The sequence below is a fragment of the Caballeronia sp. LZ033 genome, assembly GCF_031451265.1.
Taxonomy (GTDB): domain Bacteria; phylum Pseudomonadota; class Gammaproteobacteria; order Burkholderiales; family Burkholderiaceae; genus Caballeronia.
In genome coordinates, this window is the sequence record NZ_JARUXQ010000001.1 from 3,050,433 (window position 1) to 3,067,207 (window position 16,775).

Sequence of the window (16,775 nt, forward strand, 5' to 3'; positions counted from 1 at the left end):
GACGGAAAGGCGTCCGTAATCTAGCGCGTCATGTCGGCCACGCGCTCGCCGATCGCAAGCGATGCCGTCAGTCCCGGCGACTCGATGCCGTACAGGTTCACGAGCCCCGGCACGCCATGCGCGGACTTGCCCTGGATCATGAAATCAGCGGCGGCCTGGCCCGGTCCCGAGAGCTTCGGCCGGATGCCGGCGTAGGCGGGTTGCAGCGCATCGTCGGGCAAGCCCGGCCAGTACGCGCGGATGGCGGCATAGAACGAGTCGGCGCGGCGCGGATCGACATCGTAGTTGAGCGTCGGCACCCATTCGACGTCCGGGCCGAATTTCGCCTGGCCGCCGAGATCGATCGTCAGATGAACGCCCAGGCCGGCTTCGTTGGGCATCGGGTAGATGAGCCGCTCGAAGGGCGTGCGGGCGCTGACGCTGAAGTAGTTGCCCTTCGCGAAGTAGAGCGGCGGCACGTGACGGTCATCCAGGCCGCGGATCGAACTTGCGATTTCGTTCGCGTGCAGGCCGGCGCTGTTGATCAGATACGACGCCCGGAAACGCGCCGGCGACGCGCCGCCTGTCTCGACGATGAAGCAGCCCTCGCGCGCATCGATGCTGGTGACCGGCGTATGGAACACGACGTTCGCGCCGTGCTGCTCGGCCTCGCCTTGCAGCGCGAGCATGTATTGATGACTGTCCACGATGCCGGTGAGCGGCGAGAAGACCGCCTCGACGCACTCCAGCTGCGGCTCCATTTCCTTCGCCTGGGCGGCGCTGATGCGCACCAGACCCTTCACGCGGTTTTCGGTGCCCTTGTGCTCCAGCGCCGCGAGTTGCGGCACCTGGTTACGCGCCGTGGCGACCAGCAGCTTGCCGCATTGCCGGTGCGGCACGCCATGCGCGCGGCAGAAGTCATACAGCATGTCGCGGCCGCGCACGCAGAGTTCGGCCTTCAGCGAGCCGCGCGGGTAATAGATGCCTGCATGGATGACTTCGCTGTTGCGCGAACTCGTGCCGATGCCGATCCCCTCCCCCGCCTCCAGCACGATGACCTCACGCCCGCGCAAGGCCAGCGCGCGGGCGATGGCCAGTCCCACTGCGCCCGCGCCGATGACCACACACTCGATCCGATCCATGTCTTGTCCGTCGCACATTCCGTCCTGGCTATTCTACGTTCGGGACTATTGCGCAATACACAACAAACCCACACGACTAGGATCGTTTTCCGGTGCAATTCGGAAAAAGGCAAGAATCTGGCCGCCAAATGTCGAAATTGCCAGGTTTTTGGAGCGTTTTTGGCAATTTCGCCATTTTCGACTTTTCAGAAACCCATGGCTTTCTTGTGCGAATGACGGTCGAGCTGAATGTCGCGCGCCTCGACGTGATGCCGGCCATCGATACGTGCATTGCCGAATGCATTCAGCATCGCCCGCCGCATGCCGCGCGGCGACGCCCGCGTGAGCGCGTCGAGCGGCGCATCCCCGAGGGTTTCCGGGAAGCGCGCGCCCCATGCGTGTGCCTCGCGGATCTCGGCGTAGATCGCCTGAGCGATGCGACGCGCACCGTCCCGGTCGGGCGGCGGAATCTCGTACACGTTCATGCGGTTCAGCAGCGGCTCGGGAATCGCGCGCGCGTCGTTCGCGGTGGCGATCCACACCACGTTGCCCGCGTTCACCGGCACTTCGGCGAATTCGTCGATGAAGCTCTGCGCCGTGTCGTGCTCCAGCAGCGCGTACAGCGCGCCGAGCGGATCGTATTGCGCGTCGCCGGTGGCCTTGTCGATTTCATCGACGGTCATCACGGGGTTTGCATAGCTGCCGTTCACAAGGGCATCGAAGACCTTGCCCGGCTTCGCATTGCGCCATTGCGACGACGCCCCCGACAGGATCCAGCCGGCCGTCAGCGAACTCATCGCCACATAGTGAGACGTCGTGCCGAGCAGCCGCGCCAGTTGTTTCGCGAAATGCGTCTTGCCGATGCCCGGTTCGCCGAGCAGCAGCATGGGCATGAGTTCGAGCCGGTCATCGGTTTCGAGACACAGCGCGATCTGCTTGCGGATGTCGTCGAGCGGCTCCTCGAAATTCGGCAGGCTGGCAGCGAGGTCGTCGATGGACGGCATGCGGTTCGGCTTCACGCAGAAGCGCAGATTGCCTACCTTGAGCATTTTTTCGTAGGTGGCGCGCAAGGCTTCGCTTGCGCCCTCGGACAACTCGTTGAGCGCGGTCTCCACGTCGTCGAGACTGTAGACCTTGCTGAACGATGCCACCGCGAGTTCCTGTTTCACCACGGCCGTCGTCATGTCGCACCCCGTCTTTGTTCTGGTCGGTGAGTCCAGTGTAGCGACGCCAAAAGGCCGCGCAAGCGAGCAGTCTCGCGCGTGTGCTGCCAATCCAAAGCACAGGGCCTCACCGACAGAGCCGCGTTTTGCGTGGGCTAGTATCATCGTCGGGATCGCGCGGCGGGCGGGTTCGAAACATGCTCTTTCAAGTGCCGGGGTTGAGCGATGTACAGGTCAGCCCCACGTGCGTGTTTCAGCGGCGCGCTGAACCGGCGCCGTGCCGCCGTGTCAGAGAAAGTTGCCGAGGAACGCCGATCCAGCGGCCGCCCGCCGGGCGCGCCGCCATCCGAACAGTCCGCGCGCAGGAGCCGCTTTCAATGCCTACAACGATACGAACCGCCTTTGTACAACTCGCGCTTGCGACAGGAGCCGGCCTCGCCGCCTTCAGCGCCTGCGCGCAGAGCACGGCGCCGCAGCCGGTGCAGTGGGAACTGCAGGTCGTGCGCGACGGGCAGCAGATCGACAGCTTCTCCGGCACGACGAACGTCGGACAGGCCCGCACGGAAACGCATCACAACAAGGTGCAGAACCGCGTGGGCTGCGCGGATCAACCCGCGGGCGAGATCGATCTGCAACGCACGCTCACCGTCTCCCCGACCCACGCCAGCGCCGATGACATCACGCTCGCCATCGACGCCCAGGAAACCCTGCAGGACGACAGCACGCGCGCGTCACCATCCGGCTGCAAGCTGCCGCCGGTGCCGCGCCAGGTAAGCGGCGCGCATCCGGGGCTCGTGCTCAAGCCGGGCGAATGGGGACAATGGCAGATCATCGACAGCAATCCGTCGCTCGCCTACCGGGTGCGCGCGACGCTCCCCGCTTCCACGGCGGCGCAATGACAACCGCGGCGACATGGCTTCCGGCGCGCCGCACAAGATACAGAACGCATGCGAAACCCAGAACATCTTCCGCCCGGCCCGTCCGCTGATCCGGCCACTCCGGATTTCACGGCGGTCAGCTGGAACCTCCACAAGGGCCGCTCGCCGCTCGGCTTGCGCGCGTGGAACGCGATGCAGCGGTGGGTGCAGACCACCAACGCAGACGTCTATTTTCTCCAGGAAGCGATGGCGCGGCGCATGCCGCAGCCGATGCTCGCCACCGGCTTCGGCAATCCGCTGAACGCGCCGCTCGACGATGTCTGGCATTGCCAGGCCACCGAAATCGCCACCGCGCTCGAGTTGCAGATCGCTCTGGGGCCGAACGTGTTCAAGCCGTCGTGGCGGCACGGCAATGCGATCCTGTCGCCGCATCCGCTCGATCTGTCGGGGCGCTGGGATATCTCCGCGCATCGCTTCGAACGGCGCGGTTTGCTGGTCGCGCGCGCGACCTTCGCCGGCCGCGCCATCACGCTGCTGTGCGCGCATCTCGCGCTGACAAGACAGGCGCGCTTGCGGCAGATGAACTGGATCGCGCACTGGATCGCGAAGGAAGCGCCCGAAGGACCGCTCGTGCTGGCGGGCGACTTCAATGACTGGCGCAACGACTCCACGCCGCTGTTCGCCGAACTGGGCATGCAGGAAGTGGCGAACATGCTGGGGGAATCGGGCCGTACGTTTCCGGCGTTCTCGCCGGCGCTCGCGCTCGACAAGATGTTCGTGCGCGGACTGAAACCAGTCGAATGGCTCGTGCCGACGCAGGATACCGCGTGGCTCTCCGATCACCTGCCCTACATGGCGCGGCTGCGCGTGGACTGAGCGCGGCGCCTCGATCCGAGGTTACTTCCGCTTGCCGGCGAGCGCGGCTTCGATCTCCGCAATGCCGACAGGCTTGGTCAGATGATGATCGAAGCCGGCGGCCAGCGCTTCCTGACGGTCGGCCTCGCCACCCCAGCCCGTCAAGGCGAGCATCAGCACGTGCTTGGTCACATCGCGCTTCCTCATCTCCCGCGCCACCTCGAGTCCGCTCATGCCAGGCAAGCCGATATCGAGCACGACCACATCCGGCGTGAAGTCGTCGATGGCGGCAAGCGCGCGCGGGCCGTCGTGCTCGGTGCGCACTTCGTGTCCGAGTGCTTCGAGCAGCATCGAGAGCGCGAGCGCCGCGTCGAGGCTGTCGTCGACGAGCAGGATGCGGCGGCCTTGCATCGCGCCGCCGTCCGCTTCGGCGATGGTGTTCATGCGAATTCCCGTGATTCGTCGTCGCGCGAGGCCCATGCTTCAGCGCTCGCGCAACTATATTGAGATAGTGCGGGGACTGTAGCACAGCGCTTTCACGCCACAGAATGGCGGAGCAATCCGGCGTGCGCGGGCTCTGCTATCGTGACTGCTTCACGAGCCGCCGTTCTTGCGCATCCTGTAATGTTCGATCTCTTCGACGACATCCCCAAGCCCGATATCGCGTGGCATCCGGACTGGATCGAGGCCAACGCCGCCTCCGACCTGATGGGCGCCCTGCTCGACGAAGTCCGCTGGCAACAGGACACGATGACCACGCCCGGCGGGCGCGTGCCGCTGCCGCGCCTGACCGCGTGGCAAGGCGAGCCCGATGCGGTGTATGTGTACTCGGGCATCCGCAACGTGCCGCAGCCATGGACGCCGGCAGTCACGCAATTGCGCGAGCGCGCCGAAGAGGCCTGCGGCGCGCGCTTCAACAGCGTGCTGCTGAACCGTTATCGCGACGGGCTGGACAGCATGGGCTGGCACGCCGACAAGGAACGCGAACTCGGTCCTGAACCGGTGATCGCGTCGGTGAGCCTGGGCGCGACACGCACCTTCGAATTCCGTCACGCGCGCACCCATGCCACGCATGCGCTCGTGCTGTCGCACGGCAGCCTGCTGGTGATGCGCGGACGCACCCAGCTCGAATGGGTGCATCGCGTGCCGAAGGAACCGGGCGTGCGCGGCGAGCGCATCAATCTCACCTTCCGCTGGGTCGATGCGTCGAAGCGCAAACCCAGCCGCGCTTAGGGCCGCTTCGCGACGAAATCGATCTCCACGAGCGCGTCCCGCGCAAGCCCCGTCACGCCGATGCAAGTACGCGCCGGCAGCGGCTTCGGCAGGAAGTAGGCGCGGTACACGGCGTTCATCGCGTCGTAGTCGCGCTTGAACTCGGTCAGGAAGATGCGCACGCTCACGACGTTGTCGAGCGTCAGGCCAAGGCCGCCGAGCACGAGAATCAGGTTGTCCATCACGCGCCGCGTCTGGGCCGCGACGCCTTCGGGCAGCGGCGCGGCGTCGTCGTCGGGGTCGGTCGGCATCTGGCCGGTCAGGAACACCCAGCCATCCGCCTCCGCGGCATGCGAGAAAGGACCGACCGGCGTCGGCGCGGCATCGACCATCGTGAACCTGGGCAGTTGCGTCACTTCTTCTCCTGAACGTCTGTTGGGTTGCGTCGGGTGGCGGAGCCTCGAACCTTAGCGCGCCAAAATTGGGCATGAACGCTCCTGCCTTACCGCCGCGTCAGCTTTGATGCGAAGATGACCGGAACCCCGTGCCTCCATCGAACGCTCCATGCTTCCTTATCCCATCCTCGCCGACGCGCTGATGCGCATGCTGACCGCGATGTTGATCGGCTGCATCATCGGCATCGACCGCGATCTGCACGGCAAGCCGACCGGCATGAAGACGCTCGGGCTCGTGTCGCTCGGCGCGTGCCTCGCGACCATGTGCGCACAGGGCTTTTCCATGACGCTCTCCGACGACGCCGACGTCTCCCGCGCGGTGCAGGGCATCGTGACGGGCGTCGGCTTTCTCGGCGCCGGCGTGATCCTGCAGAATCCGCGCGAGAACCGCGTGCGCGGCCTCACGACGGCGGCATCGATCTGGGTGACCGCGGCGGTCGGCATCGTTTGCGGACTGGGCGTGTGGAGCGTCGCGTTTCTCGCGATGCTGCTGATGATCCTGCTGATGGTGTCGGGACGCGTCGTCGAGAAGCGTCTGTTGCGGCGCTGGATGAACAAGCCGGAACACGAACGCAAAAACTACGACGACGTCGGGGAAATCTGAGCCGCGCGCGGCAGGTCTTTCCTGACCCGTCGCAGGCCTTGCCGCTTACCAGCCGTGACGTTCGTGCCAGCGATCTTCACGGCGCATCTCATGACGCCAGTGACGTTCGCGCCATTCGTGACGACGCCATTCGCGTTCGCGCCAGCGCTCGTGCTCCCGATAGCCGGGACCATAACCGTAGTAGCCCACCGGTTCGGCGGGCTGCGCGTACACGGGCACGCCGACGCCAACCGCTACATCCACATGCGCATTCGCCGCCGCCGACATCGCGAGCGCCGCCAGCCCCGCCAGTCCGATTGCCGTACCCAGAAGTTTCTTTTTCATATCGCGTTCTCCTTGCACCTCGTGCCGGGTGAGTCAGGAGCAGTCTAAGAAGCGCTTCGCGATACAAGTGCTACGGGTCTGCCAGAAAGGTAACGTCAGGTAACGGTCAACCGCTGGTCAGGTGACGCGATGGGTTTCAGCGTGACCTAGCGCACGCGCTTGCCGGACGCATCGATGACGACTTCGCCGTCCTCTTTCGTGAACGGCCCCTTCTGCGGCTCGGGCAGGATATCGAGCACGAGCTCGGACGGACGGCAGAGCCGCGCGCCTTTGGGGGCATCGACGAAAGGACGGTTGATGAGGATCGGATGAGCGAGCATCGCGTCGATGAGCTGGTCGTCGGTGAGACTGGCATCGTCGAGACCGAGCTCCGCGTACGGCGTGCCTTTTTCGCGCAGCGCCTCGCGCACCGACAAGCCCGCACGCGCGATCAACGCGACCAGCGTCTCGCGCGCGGGCGGATGGGTCAGATACTCGATCACGGTCGGTTCGATGCCCGCGTTGCGGATCAACGCCAGCGTGTTGCGCGACGTCCCGCACTTCGGGTTGTGATAGATGGTGACGGTCATGATCGAGAAATCCTTGCGTTCGTGAGAAGGGGTGACGCCTCGCATTCTAGAACCCTCGCGCGCGGATGACATGCGCGCCACGTCAGCGACAGGCCCCCGACTCCCTTCCTGCGGCATGATCAATTGTCCTGTTCATTCGCCGCTGCGCGGCCTATAACAAATTGTGCAACGACGAAGCACGCCGCCTTGACCGGCGAGCATCGGCGCTCCGTCTGCATCGCACCCGCGACATGCCGCGCGCGAGGTGGATCGCATTCGAACCGCGCCAGACATCATCGCGGCGCCACGCGCAGCCCGACCAGAACCGGCGCCGGGGCCTTCAGCAGCACGGGCGAAGCATGGCAGATCAGGACACGTGGCACGTTCTGTGCGGAGCATCGAACCGCAACAGTGAACAGCGCCGAGCAGCCAGCCTGCATCCCGCCGACAGGCGACAGGCTGGCGACAAGCGAGCGCGCCTTTTCCTCAAGGAGTCGACATGAGATCACGTATTGCCATGGCGGCGCTGGCCGTCTCGTTATTCGCCACTGCGGGCCTGGCGTCTGCCCAGCAGTCCTATTACCGTACGGCTCAAGTGCCGGGTCAGGCCACCGCCGATACCTGGAGCGATCCGAATGCGCCTCAGCAGAGCGCCATGCAAGATCAGTCCGACGACATGTCGTATGGCGGCGCGCCGATGACACGTGGCGCAGCCGGCGCGACGACGATGGGCACGATGGACAGCTCTGCATCGAAGCCCTGCACACGCGGACCGCAGTGCAATATCTTCTTTGGAAACTGAGCCGGCACGAACGTCCGGCAACTGCGTTAGCATCAGGTGCATGAACACGCGCCCGGCCTGAGCGGCCGGGCGTGTCCCTTACTCTTCCAAGGGTCGCCCACATGCACCGCGAAGAATTTCTCGCGCAACTCTCGAGCGCCGGCTATGACGAAGTCGTCACGGTCACGCGCGATCCGGACGGCGCACTGGCTCTGCACACGCATCCATTCGAGGCACGCGCCCTGATTCTGTCGGGCGAGGTCACGATCCGCATCGGCGACGACGCCCACACCTATCGCGCGGGCGACATCTTCCATCTCGCGGCACACACTGAGCATTCGGAGACATACGGGCCCGAGGGCGTCAGCTATCTGGTCGGACGCAGGTAAGCGGAGCGGAACATATCGATGGCGACACGCAAGCAGACCTCGAAATCTAAAGGCGGGCGCATACGCGTCGGCATCGGCGGATGGACATTCGAGCCATGGCGCGGCACGTTTTATCCCGCCGATCTCGTGCAGAAACGCGAACTCGAATATGCAAGCCGTGCGCTGACCAGCATCGAGGTGAACGGCACGTTCTATGGCTCGCAAAAGCCCGCGAGTTTCATCAAGTGGCGTGACGAGACACCCGACGATTTCGTCTTTTCGCTGAAAGCGCCCCGCTACGCGACCAATCGACGCGTTCTGGCCGAAGCCGGCGACACCATCGAGCGATTCTTCGGCAGCGGCGTGCTCGAACTGGGCGACAAGCTGGGCCCGATCAACTGGCAATTCGCGGCGACCAAGCAATTCGACCCTGAAGATTTCGAGCGCTTTCTCGAACTGCTGCCCGCGAAGCTGGACGGACGCACGATCCGACATGCGGTCGAAGTCCGGCACGAGAGCTTCTGCGATCCGGCCTTCGTCGCGCTGGCGCGCAAGTATCGCGTTGCTGTAGTGGTGGCCGGCGATTCGAAGTATCCGCAGATCGCGGACGTCACGGCGCCTTTCGTCTATGCACGCATCATGGGCACCACGGAGAAGCAGGCGAAAGGCTACGCGAAAGCAGCGCTCGACCGCTGGACCGCGCGTGCGCAGTCGTGGGCGGCGGGTGCGGCCCCGGACGACTTGCAGACCTTCGGCAAGCCGCCGCCCAAGGCCGCCGCGCGCGACGTGTTTCTCTACGTCATCAGCGGCCACAAGGTGCACAACCCGGCGGCCGCCATGGCGCTGATCGAACGCCTGAACAAATAGGCTCAGCGCACGAGCGACGGCTTCTTGTTGTCGAAGGTCCAGTTCGGGATCAGATACTGCATCGCGACGCCGTCGTCGCGTGCGCCGAGGCCGTGCTCCCGGTACAGCGCGTGGGCCTTCTCGACTTCGTCCATGTCCAGTTCGACGCCCAGCCCCGGCGCCTGCGGCACCTTCACCTTGCCGCCGACGATCTGCAGCGGATCGCGCGTCAGGCGCTGGCCGTCCTGCCAGATCCAGTGCGTGTCGATGGCCGTGATCTTGCCCGGCGCCGCTGCGGCGACGTGCGTGAACATCGCGAGCGACACGTCGAAGTGATTGTTCGAATGCGAACCCCACGTCAGGCCCCAGTCGTTGCACATCTGCGCGACGCGCACCGAACCCTGCATCGTCCAGAAGTGCGGATCGGCCAGCGGAATGTCCACGGATTGAAGCTGGATCGCGTGGCCCATCTGGCGCCAGTCGGTGGCGATCATGTTGGTGGCCGTCGGCAGGCCGGTCGCGCGGCGGAACTCTGCCATGACCTCGCGGCCTGAGTAGCCATTTTCCGCACCGCACGGGTCTTCGGCATAGGCGAGCACGTCATGCTGGTCGCGGCACAACCGAATGGCTTCCGCCAGTGACCACGCGCCGTTGGGATCGAGCGTCACGCGTGCTTCCGGGAAGCGTTCGGCCAGCGCCGTCACCGCTTCGATTTCCGCATCGCCGGCCAGCACGCCGCCCTTCAGCTTGAAATCGTTGAAGCCGTAGCGTGCCTGGGCCGCTTCGGCAAGACGCACGACCGCCTCCGGCGTCAACGCCACTTCGGTACGCAAGCGCTCCCAGTCGTCCTGACCATCCGCGCCCGATGCATACGGCAGATCCGTCTTGTTGCGATCGCCGATATAGAACAGATAGCCGAGCATTTCCACTTCGTCGCGTTGCTGGCCCTCGCCGAGCAGCGCGGCCACCGGCACGCCGAGATGCTTGCCGAGCAGGTCGAGCAGCGCGGCCTCGAGCGCGGTGACCGCGTGGATCGTCGTGCGCAGGTCGAAGGTTTGCAGGCCGCGTCCGCCCGCGTCGCGATCCGCGAACGCCGTGCGCACCGCGTTCAGCACCGCCTGCATGTTGCCGATCGACTGCCCGACCACGTGCGCGCGCGCATCGTCGATGGTCTTGCGGATGTTCTCGCCGCCCGGCACTTCGCCGACGCCCGTATTGCCCGCGCTGTCCTTCAGGATCACAAGATTGCGCGTGAAGAACGGGCCGTGCGCGCCCGAGAGATTCATGAGCATGCTGTCGCGGCCCGCGACCGGGATGACGCGCAATTCGGTGACGGTCGGTGTGGCGTTGGGCTTGACTGCTTGAGTGGACATGATCGTGATCCTGAGAAAAGAAGGGTTGCGCGTTCGGCGGGTAGATTCAGTGCGCGGCGCGCTGCGTTGCATGTGCGCCGGGCGGATGATCCGCGCGGCGGTTGCGGGTGAAGAAGGCCGCCGCGGCCGCGATCAGCGACGCGACGCCGAGCGCATACAGACCGCCCGATACCGAGCCCGTGTGTTGCTGGAGATAACCGAAAGTCGCCGGCGCGAAGAAACCGCCGAGATTGCCGACCGAATTGATCAGCGCGATCACGCCCGCCGCAACGCGCGCATCGAGGTAGCCCTGCGGGATCGGCCAGAACAGCGACGAAGCGGCCTTGAAGCCGATCGCCGAGAAACAGATGGCGACGAACGACAGCACCGCGTTGCCGGTCGTCGACGCGAACAGGCCGCAGGCCGCGATCACGAGCGCCGTCGCGAGCCACGCCTGCTGGAAGCGCCAGCGCGCGGACAGCAGCGCGAAGCAGTACATCGCGATCATCGCGATGAGCCACGGAATCGCGTTGAACAGTCCCACCTGGAAGTCGCTCAGGCCGCCCATCTTGCGGATGATCGTCGGCAGCCAGAAGGTCGCGGCGTAGATCGTCAGCTGGATCGCGAAGTAGAGGATGCAGAACAGCAGGATCTGCGGATCCTTCAGCAGCTTGATGGCGGGCACGTGCGCGCCGGTCACGGCCTCACGCGCGGCCTGCTCGGCGGTGAGGGTCCGTTGCAGCGCGCGCTGCTCGTCGGCGCTGAGCCAGTGCGCGTCGCTGATGCGCGATTTCAGCAGCATCCAGCTCACGCCGCACAGGAAGATGGAGAACGCGCCTTCGATCAGGAACATCCACTGCCAGCCGTGCAGGCCGAGACCGCGAATCGACAGCAGTCCGCCCGTCACCGGTCCCGACAGGATCGAAGCGAATGCCGAGCCGCCCAGGAAGATGGCGATGGCCTTGCCGCGTTCCTTCTGCGGCAGCCACTGCGTGAAGTAGTACACGACGCCCGGGAAGAAGCCGGCTTCCGCGATGCCCAGCAGGAAGCGCAGCACGTAGAACGAGGTGTCGTTCCAGACGAAGGCCATCGCGCCCGCGACGATTCCCCACGTGCCCATGATGCGAGTGAGCCACGCGCGCGCGCCGTACTTCTGCATCAGGACGTTGGACGGCACCTCGAACAGCGCATAGCCGACGAAGAACAGGCCGCTGCCGAGGCCGTAGGCGGCCGCGCCGATGCCCAGGTCGGTCTGCAGGTGCGAACTGACGAAGCCGACGTTCACGCGGTCGATGTAGTTCGCAATGAACATGATGAGGAACAGGGGCAGGATGTGGCGCTTGACCTTGGAACTGGCCGATTCGAGGGCGGCGTCGGGACTGGCGAAGTCGGTGTTCAACGGAATGTCTCCTGATCGCACCGCGTGGTACGTTGTCTGATGACATTTTAGGATCGATGCCCTCGCGACGCTAGCGCGCGTTTACCCGCTACCCCGCAAACTAATGTTTATAAGGGTTTTAAGCCTTCTTGCGCGCTCATTATCGGTGGATTTGATTGCACAAGCTAAGACGTCCGATGACTTAATCACCGCGTCAAGGGAGCCGTCAGAAACGACACTGCCGGCCCAAGGCCGGCAGTGTCGATGATGCGAAGGAAGAGACGACGCTTACTTCTCGCCCTGCCCGATCTCATGATTTGCCATGATTTCCAGCGCGCGCACCATGCCCGAGTGATCCCATGCCTTGCCGCCATGCGCCGCGCACGCGTTGAACAGCTGCAGGCACGTCGACGTGTTCGGCAGCGCGACGCCGAGCGACTGCGCAGTGGAAAGCGCCAGGTTCAAATCCTTCTGATGCAGTTCGATCCGGAAGCCCGGATTGAACGTGCGCTTGGTCATGCGTTCGCCGTGGACTTCGAGAATGCGCGACGACGCGAAGCCGCCCATCAGCGCGGTGCGGACCTTCTCGGCATCGACGCCGGCCTTCGACGCCAGCAGCAGCGCCTCGCCCACCGCCTCGATGGTCGCCGCGACGATCACCTGGTTCGCGACCTTGCAGACCTGCCCGGCACCGACCTCGCCGATCAGCGAGACGTTCTTGCCCATCATGTCGAACAGCGGCTTGACCTTGTCGAACGTGCCCTGCGCGCCGCCGACCATGATCGTCAGCGACGCCGCCTTGGCGCCGACTTCGCCGCCGGAGACGGGCGCATCGAGATAATCGGCGCCCTTCTCGCGCACCTTCGCCGCGAATTCGCGCGTGGCGATGGGCGAGATCGAGCTCATGTCGACGACGATCTGCCCGGCCTTCAGTTTCCCTGCGACGCCGTTCTCGCCGAACAGCACTTTTTCGACGTCAGGCGTATCCGGCACCATGATGAAGATGACATCGGCCTGCGCGGCCACTGCGGCGGGCGAATCGCACGCGCTGGCGCCCGCCTGGGTCAGGTCGGCGGGCACGCCGCTGCGCGTGTAGGCCGCGAGCGCCACGCCGTTCTTGAGAAGGTTGGCCGCCATGGGATTGCCCATGATGCCCAGTCCGATAAAGCCTGCCTTTTGCATGTATCGCTCCTTGATGTCGATGCTTCGATGCCGGTTCGCCGAACCTGCTGCTCACTCGGCTAACTCAGCTCATTCGGGAATGAAGTGTTTGCGCACGCCCTGCGCGGCGTTCCTGAGCAGACCCAGATCGGCGCACACGGCGACGAGCGTGCTGCCCATCGCGAGGTAGCGCTCGGCCTCTTCGCGGACGGGCGTCAGGATGCCGCTCGGCTTGCCCGCGGCGCGCGCGCGTTCGAATACGTGTGCGATGGCCGCCTGCACGTCGGGATGATTCGGGTTGCCGAGATGACCGTAGGACGCCGCGAGATCCGACGGGCCGACGAACAGCGCATCCACGCCCTCGACCGCGGCGATCTCGTCGATTGCCGCCACCGCCGTGCGGCTCTCGATCTGCACCGCGACGCACATGTTGTCGTTCGCCTGCTCGAAGTAGTCCGGCACCGTGCCGTAGCGGTTGCCCCGATGCCCGACCGATACGCCGCGCACCCCTTGCGGAGGATAACGCGTTGCGGCCACGGCGCGCTGCGCGTCGGCGGCGCTGTCGACGAAGGGGATCAGGAAATTGACCACGCCGATGTCCAGCAGCTTCTTGATGGCGATGGCATCGTTGGCCTGCGGCCGCACCACGGGCGCACTGATGCTGTCCTTCAGCGCCATGAGCTGCGGGATCAGCGTGAGCGGGTCGTTGGGGGTGTGTTCGGCGTCGAGCAGCATCCAGTCGAAGCCCACCACGCCGATGAGTTCCGTGGCAATGGGACTGGCCAGCGACATCCAGCAGCCGATCAGCCGCTTGCGCTCGCGCACGGAAGTCCGGAAGGCGTTGGGCAGGGCCTGGTAGGGCGAGGATGACGACATTGATGCCTCCTGTGACGGCAGCGACACGATAGGAAACCGGTACGTCTGAATGGCAAGGTCATCAGACGTCTTAACACAGAGTACCGTTTAATCTTGCCCTTGTGACAGGCATGTAAACCCTAACCACCTACAACCATAAGCCTTGATGGCGTAACCGTGTGATCTTCTAATTGTACGATGTCTAATAACATGCAAGCTCAAGGCTGTCTGCCGCCGCTGGTTTGACCAACCTGCTGTCACGCGGGATGATGCGTTGTCGGACATCTCTGGATGCCTGCTCCTGTGCGGCTCGTCGTCGATGAGCATCGTCTTGCCGCCAGCCGCTTGCGGATGTCCGACCACGCATCCACTCCCTGTTTCCAACCGCGAATCGCCATGCCCAGTCTCACCGATAAAGTCGTCTCCACCCTGTTCGAGCATATCGAGCGCGGCATCCTGCGTCCCGGCGACAAGATTCCCACCGAAGTCGCGCTGATGAAACAGCTGTCGGTGAGCCGCTCGGTCGTTCGGGAAGCGGTGTCGCGCTTGCAGGCGGCGAATGTCGTCGAGACGCGCCATGGCATCGGCACCTTCATCCGAGCACCTGAGGAACGCGAGGCGATGCGCCTGAAGGACGCGGACCTGTCGAGCCTGCTCGACATCATGGCGATCATCGAATTCCGCATCGATCTGGAAGGCGCGGCGGCAGCGCTCGCCGCAGGCCGGCGCACCGAAACTCATCTGAAGCAGATTTCAGCCGCGCTCGGGCAATTCGAGGCGCAACTGGCGAGCGGCAGCACCGATGTCCTTCAGCACGACGTCGAGTTTCACTTGCAGATTGCACGGGCGAGCGGCAACCGCTACTTCCACGACGTGCTGAGCCAGATGGGACGCGGCGTGAGTCCGCGCACGCGTCTGGGAAAGGCGGAGATTGCGGAACTGGATCAGATCGAACATTTGCGTCATGTGCTTGCCGAGCACAAGGCGATCTACCAGGCGATCGTGCGACAAGACGCCGAGGATGCGCGCGCCGCGATGCGCATGCATCTGAGCAACAGCCGTGAACGCCTGAGACAGGTGCATGGTGCGGCGTGAAGGCCGCGCCTGTTTTGAGCAGCGCCCTCTGCTTCTCTAAGTAAACAGAAGAACGTGTATGTATACGTGGTAGTAGTTAACAAGCCCCGCGCATTTCCGTGGACAACTCTCGCCGGCCGTTTCGCGTCAGTGACTTAGCAAGTAAACAAGTTCGGTATATCGCGGCCGGTTGCGGCGTGAACCCGGAACAACTTTCGGCTCGCCCGCGTTTACGCCGAGTTGTTCAGAATCCGCAAACAGTCAGTGCCATGACGTTTCAACAAGTTTGTCCACAGGTGCGGCATCCGGCGCCCGGCGGCGCCAGATGCCCGATAAAGCCATCTATGCCGTCGATCAGTCGACGGATGCGTCGCAGGTCTGTTTGAACGACGCCGCTTTTGCGGGCCGCTCGAGCGAGGCGAGCCGTTGCAGGATGACGAGGCCCAGCACGGCAAGCCCGAGTCCCAGCGTGAAGTCGGCCTGCACGCCGGCGCGATCGACGAGCGCGCCGCCCACCGCCGAGCCCGCGGCGATAGCCACCTGAATGATGCTCACGAACATCGCCGAGCCGGCTTCGGGCAGGTCCGCGGTGCCGCGCTGGATCCAGACGCTGAAACACAACGGCAGCGCGCCGAAGGCGACGCCCCACAAAAGCATCCCCGCCGTCTCGCCGATGAGCGAGTGTTCGAGCAGCAGCATCGACGACATGGCGCCGAGCAGCAGCAGGACCATCACGGCGACCGACTTCTTGAGGTGATTCGAGACCGCCATCGACATTAGCGCATTGGAGAAGAAGCCGATCAGCCCGAAGCCGAACAGCAGCAGCGTGATTGCGCTGAGCGAGAAGTCCTGTTCGAGCAGCGGTGCGATGTAGGTATAGGTCGAGAAGTGCGCGCCGAATACGAGCGCGACCATCAGCATGCTCAGACGCGTATGCGGGCGTGAGAGCAGCGTCCTGAAGTCGGCGACGCGCAGCGCCGATGCCGACGGCAGCGCAGGCACCAGCAGCGCCTGCGCGAGCAGCGCCACCGCGACCAGGCCGGCGGTGGCTGCGAACGACATGCGCCACGAGGCAAACGACGCGATGAAGGTTCCGAGCGGCACGCCGATGACCGTCGCGCAGGTCACGCCGGTCAGGATGATTGCCGTGGCCCTGGCTGCGTCCCGGCCTTGCACGAGTCGCGGCGCGGCCGCCGTCGCGAGTGTCCAGAAGCCGCCCAGCGCGGCGCCAAGCAGCGCGCGCCCGGCGAGCATCAGCGCGAAGTTCGTGGCCATCGCGCACACGATGTTGGACAGCAGCAGCACCGCGGTGAGCAGCAGGAACACGTAGCGGCGGTCCATGCGGCCGGCGCTGACGATGAGCGTCGGCGCGAAGATCGCGGCCATTACGCCGGGTGTCGTGATCATCAGGCCCGCGACGCCGGGCGACACGCCGAGATCCTGTGCGATCTGCGGCAGCAGGCCCACCGGCAGGAATTCGCCGGTGACGAAGGCGAACGCGCTGACCGCCACGGCCAGCACGGCGAGCCATTGACGCAGCGTCGTCGAGCCTCCTTCGGAAGAGGTTGAAACAGCGGGTGGTTCGATTTGCATGAGGACACCAATGCCAGATTGAAGTCGGACACTTTAGGCGCGGTACGGCGCGGGAAAAAGCATCGAAGCTTGAACAGAGATACCGGCGCGGCTGAACAATGCCGGCGCGAAGGGAAGAAAACAGAATGCGGGCGTGGGGGGGGGGGGGGGGGGGGGGGGCGCGGGGGGGGCGGGGGGGGGGGGGGGGGGGGGGGGGGGGGCGGGGGCCGGCGGGGGGCGCCGCGCGGC

Annotated in this window: 19 protein-coding genes; 8 read left to right on the forward strand and 11 right to left on the reverse strand. The window is 65.0% G+C overall.

The genetic code is table 11. The annotated features are described in order from the left end of the window. Positions 1–20: 20 nt before the first annotated feature. Both QCE62_RS14245 and QCE62_RS14250 read right to left on the reverse strand, forming a co-directional pair. Entirely contained in the window at positions 21–1,121 is a 1,101-nt protein-coding gene (locus tag QCE62_RS14245) for an NAD(P)/FAD-dependent oxidoreductase (RefSeq protein ID WP_309918945.1), read from the reverse strand. A gap of 185 nt (positions 1,122–1,306) precedes the next feature. Beyond that, entirely contained in the window at positions 1,307–2,284 is a 978-nt protein-coding gene (locus QCE62_RS14250; RefSeq protein WP_309918946.1) for an AAA family ATPase, read from the reverse strand. Positions 2,285–2,640: 356 nt separating this feature from the next. Between QCE62_RS14250 and QCE62_RS14255 the strand changes: the two genes are divergently transcribed. Further along, positions 2,641–3,162, forward strand: a complete 522-nt coding sequence (locus QCE62_RS14255) for a hypothetical protein (RefSeq protein ID WP_309918948.1) — start codon at positions 2,641–2,643, stop codon at positions 3,160–3,162. Between the two features lie 48 nt (positions 3,163–3,210). Then, positions 3,211–4,017 carry an endonuclease/exonuclease/phosphatase family protein gene (locus QCE62_RS14260; RefSeq protein ID WP_309810512.1) on the forward strand — a complete coding sequence of 269 codons (807 nt, stop codon included), beginning with the start codon at positions 3,211–3,213 and terminating at the stop codon, positions 4,015–4,017. A gap of 21 nt (positions 4,018–4,038) precedes the next feature. On the opposite strand, the gene QCE62_RS14265 is transcribed toward QCE62_RS14260, so the two are convergent. Next, the gene (locus tag QCE62_RS14265) at positions 4,039–4,440 is read right to left on the reverse strand and encodes a response regulator (protein WP_309918952.1); all 402 of its coding nucleotides are present in this window, start codon (positions 4,438–4,440) and stop codon (positions 4,039–4,041) included. A gap of 180 nt (positions 4,441–4,620) precedes the next feature. On the opposite strand from QCE62_RS14265, the gene QCE62_RS14270 reads away from it, so the two are divergent. Beyond that, positions 4,621–5,229: an alpha-ketoglutarate-dependent dioxygenase AlkB gene (locus QCE62_RS14270; RefSeq protein WP_309918955.1), complete on the forward strand. Its 609-nt coding sequence runs from the start codon at positions 4,621–4,623 to the stop codon at positions 5,227–5,229. Here the strand turns inward: QCE62_RS14270 and QCE62_RS14275 are convergent. Continuing rightward, positions 5,226–5,600: a RidA family protein gene (locus QCE62_RS14275; RefSeq protein ID WP_404984773.1), complete on the reverse strand. Its 375-nt coding sequence runs from the start codon at positions 5,598–5,600 to the stop codon at positions 5,226–5,228. The genes QCE62_RS14270 and QCE62_RS14275 overlap by 4 nt on opposite strands. Positions 5,601–5,772: 172 nt before the next feature. Between QCE62_RS14275 and QCE62_RS14280 the strand changes: the two genes are divergently transcribed. Next, positions 5,773–6,267, forward strand: coding sequence for an MgtC/SapB family protein (locus QCE62_RS14280; protein ID WP_309918961.1), 495 nt, complete (start codon positions 5,773–5,775; stop codon positions 6,265–6,267). 45 nt (positions 6,268–6,312) lie between these two features. Here the strand turns inward: QCE62_RS14280 and QCE62_RS14285 are convergent, their stop codons facing one another. After that, a complete protein-coding gene (locus QCE62_RS14285; RefSeq protein WP_309810525.1) occupies positions 6,313–6,591 on the reverse strand; it encodes a hypothetical protein in 279 nt (92 codons plus the stop codon). A 146-nt stretch (positions 6,592–6,737) separates the two neighbouring features. Next, positions 6,738–7,160, reverse strand: coding sequence for an arsenate reductase (glutaredoxin) (arsC, locus tag QCE62_RS14290; RefSeq protein ID WP_309918963.1), 423 nt, complete (start codon positions 7,158–7,160; stop codon positions 6,738–6,740). A 478-nt stretch (positions 7,161–7,638) separates the two neighbouring features. Here arsC and QCE62_RS14295 point away from each other — a divergent pair, with 478 nt between their 5' ends. The 3 genes from QCE62_RS14295 to QCE62_RS14305 all read left to right on the forward strand — a co-directional run bounded on the left by QCE62_RS14295 (position 7,639) and on the right by QCE62_RS14305 (position 9,155). Next, the gene (locus QCE62_RS14295) at positions 7,639–7,941 is read left to right on the forward strand and encodes a hypothetical protein (RefSeq protein ID WP_309918966.1); all 303 of its coding nucleotides are present in this window, start codon (positions 7,639–7,641) and stop codon (positions 7,939–7,941) included. Positions 7,942–8,042: 101 nt separating this feature from the next. Further along, positions 8,043–8,309, forward strand: a complete 267-nt coding sequence (locus QCE62_RS14300; RefSeq protein WP_309918968.1) for a cupin domain-containing protein — start codon at positions 8,043–8,045, stop codon at positions 8,307–8,309. 18 nt (positions 8,310–8,327) lie between these two features. Then, on the forward strand, positions 8,328–9,155 hold the full coding sequence (locus tag QCE62_RS14305; protein WP_309918971.1) for a DUF72 domain-containing protein: 828 nt from the start codon (positions 8,328–8,330) through the stop codon (positions 9,153–9,155). 2 nt (positions 9,156–9,157) lie between these two features. On the opposite strand, the gene gudD is transcribed toward QCE62_RS14305, so the two are convergent. The 4 genes from gudD to garL all read right to left on the reverse strand — a co-directional run bounded on the left by gudD (position 9,158) and on the right by garL (position 13,901). Continuing rightward, complete coding sequence (gene gudD, locus QCE62_RS14310) at positions 9,158–10,507, reverse strand: glucarate dehydratase (RefSeq protein ID WP_309918975.1); 1,350 nt, start codon at positions 10,505–10,507, stop codon at positions 9,158–9,160. Positions 10,508–10,553: 46 nt separating this feature from the next. After that, positions 10,554–11,798: an MFS transporter gene (locus tag QCE62_RS14315; RefSeq protein WP_309919861.1), complete on the reverse strand. Its 1,245-nt coding sequence runs from the start codon at positions 11,796–11,798 to the stop codon at positions 10,554–10,556. Between the two features lie 354 nt (positions 11,799–12,152). After that, positions 12,153–13,067: a 2-hydroxy-3-oxopropionate reductase gene (locus QCE62_RS14320; RefSeq protein ID WP_309919864.1), complete on the reverse strand. Its 915-nt coding sequence runs from the start codon at positions 13,065–13,067 to the stop codon at positions 12,153–12,155. Positions 13,068–13,115: 48 nt separating this feature from the next. Further along, entirely contained in the window at positions 13,116–13,901 is a 786-nt protein-coding gene (gene garL / locus QCE62_RS14325; protein WP_309918978.1) for a 2-dehydro-3-deoxyglucarate aldolase, read from the reverse strand. 375 nt (positions 13,902–14,276) lie between these two features. Here garL and QCE62_RS14330 point away from each other — a divergent pair, with 375 nt between their 5' ends. Then, the gene (locus QCE62_RS14330) at positions 14,277–14,975 is read left to right on the forward strand and encodes a FadR/GntR family transcriptional regulator (protein ID WP_309918980.1); all 699 of its coding nucleotides are present in this window, start codon (positions 14,277–14,279) and stop codon (positions 14,973–14,975) included. 333 nt (positions 14,976–15,308) lie between these two features. Here the strand turns inward: QCE62_RS14330 and QCE62_RS14335 are convergent, their stop codons facing one another. Continuing rightward, on the reverse strand, positions 15,309–16,547 hold the full coding sequence (locus QCE62_RS14335) for an MFS transporter (RefSeq protein ID WP_309918982.1): 1,239 nt from the start codon (positions 16,545–16,547) through the stop codon (positions 15,309–15,311). Positions 16,548–16,775 lie beyond the last annotated feature (228 nt).

Excerpts from the sequence above, each read along its gene's own strand:
- QCE62_RS14300 (WP_309918968.1), top strand. The coding sequence starts at position 8,043 with ATGCACCGCGAAGAATTTCTCGCGCAACTCTCGAGCGCCGGCTATGAC.
- QCE62_RS14255 (WP_309918948.1), top strand. The coding sequence starts at position 2,641 with ATGCCTACAACGATACGAACCGCCTTTGTACAACTCGCGCTTGCGACA.
- QCE62_RS14305 (WP_309918971.1), top strand. The coding sequence starts at position 8,328 with ATGGCGACACGCAAGCAGACCTCGAAATCTAAAGGCGGGCGCATACGC.
- QCE62_RS14265 (WP_309918952.1), bottom strand. The coding sequence starts at position 4,440 with ATGAACACCATCGCCGAAGCGGACGGCGGCGCGATGCAAGGCCGCCGC.
- QCE62_RS14245 (WP_309918945.1), bottom strand. The coding sequence starts at position 1,121 with ATGGATCGGATCGAGTGTGTGGTCATCGGCGCGGGCGCAGTGGGACTG.
- QCE62_RS14335 (WP_309918982.1), bottom strand. The coding sequence starts at position 16,547 with ATGCAAATCGAACCACCCGCTGTTTCAACCTCTTCCGAAGGAGGCTCG.
- QCE62_RS14285 (WP_309810525.1), bottom strand. The coding sequence starts at position 6,591 with ATGAAAAAGAAACTTCTGGGTACGGCAATCGGACTGGCGGGGCTGGCG.
- QCE62_RS14330 (WP_309918980.1), top strand. The coding sequence starts at position 14,277 with ATGCCCAGTCTCACCGATAAAGTCGTCTCCACCCTGTTCGAGCATATC.
- QCE62_RS14295 (WP_309918966.1), top strand. The coding sequence starts at position 7,639 with ATGAGATCACGTATTGCCATGGCGGCGCTGGCCGTCTCGTTATTCGCC.
- QCE62_RS14275 (WP_404984773.1), bottom strand. The coding sequence starts at position 5,600 with ATGGTCGATGCCGCGCCGACGCCGGTCGGTCCTTTCTCGCATGCCGCG.
- QCE62_RS14260 (WP_309810512.1), top strand. The coding sequence starts at position 3,211 with ATGCGAAACCCAGAACATCTTCCGCCCGGCCCGTCCGCTGATCCGGCC.
- garL (WP_309918978.1), bottom strand. The coding sequence starts at position 13,901 with ATGTCGTCATCCTCGCCCTACCAGGCCCTGCCCAACGCCTTCCGGACT.
- gudD (WP_309918975.1), bottom strand. The coding sequence starts at position 10,507 with ATGTCCACTCAAGCAGTCAAGCCCAACGCCACACCGACCGTCACCGAA.
- QCE62_RS14250 (WP_309918946.1), bottom strand. The coding sequence starts at position 2,284 with ATGACGACGGCCGTGGTGAAACAGGAACTCGCGGTGGCATCGTTCAGC.
- arsC (WP_309918963.1), bottom strand. The coding sequence starts at position 7,160 with ATGACCGTCACCATCTATCACAACCCGAAGTGCGGGACGTCGCGCAAC.
- QCE62_RS14315 (WP_309919861.1), bottom strand. The coding sequence starts at position 11,798 with ATGTTCATTGCGAACTACATCGACCGCGTGAACGTCGGCTTCGTCAGT.
- QCE62_RS14270 (WP_309918955.1), top strand. The coding sequence starts at position 4,621 with ATGTTCGATCTCTTCGACGACATCCCCAAGCCCGATATCGCGTGGCAT.
- QCE62_RS14280 (WP_309918961.1), top strand. The coding sequence starts at position 5,773 with ATGCTTCCTTATCCCATCCTCGCCGACGCGCTGATGCGCATGCTGACC.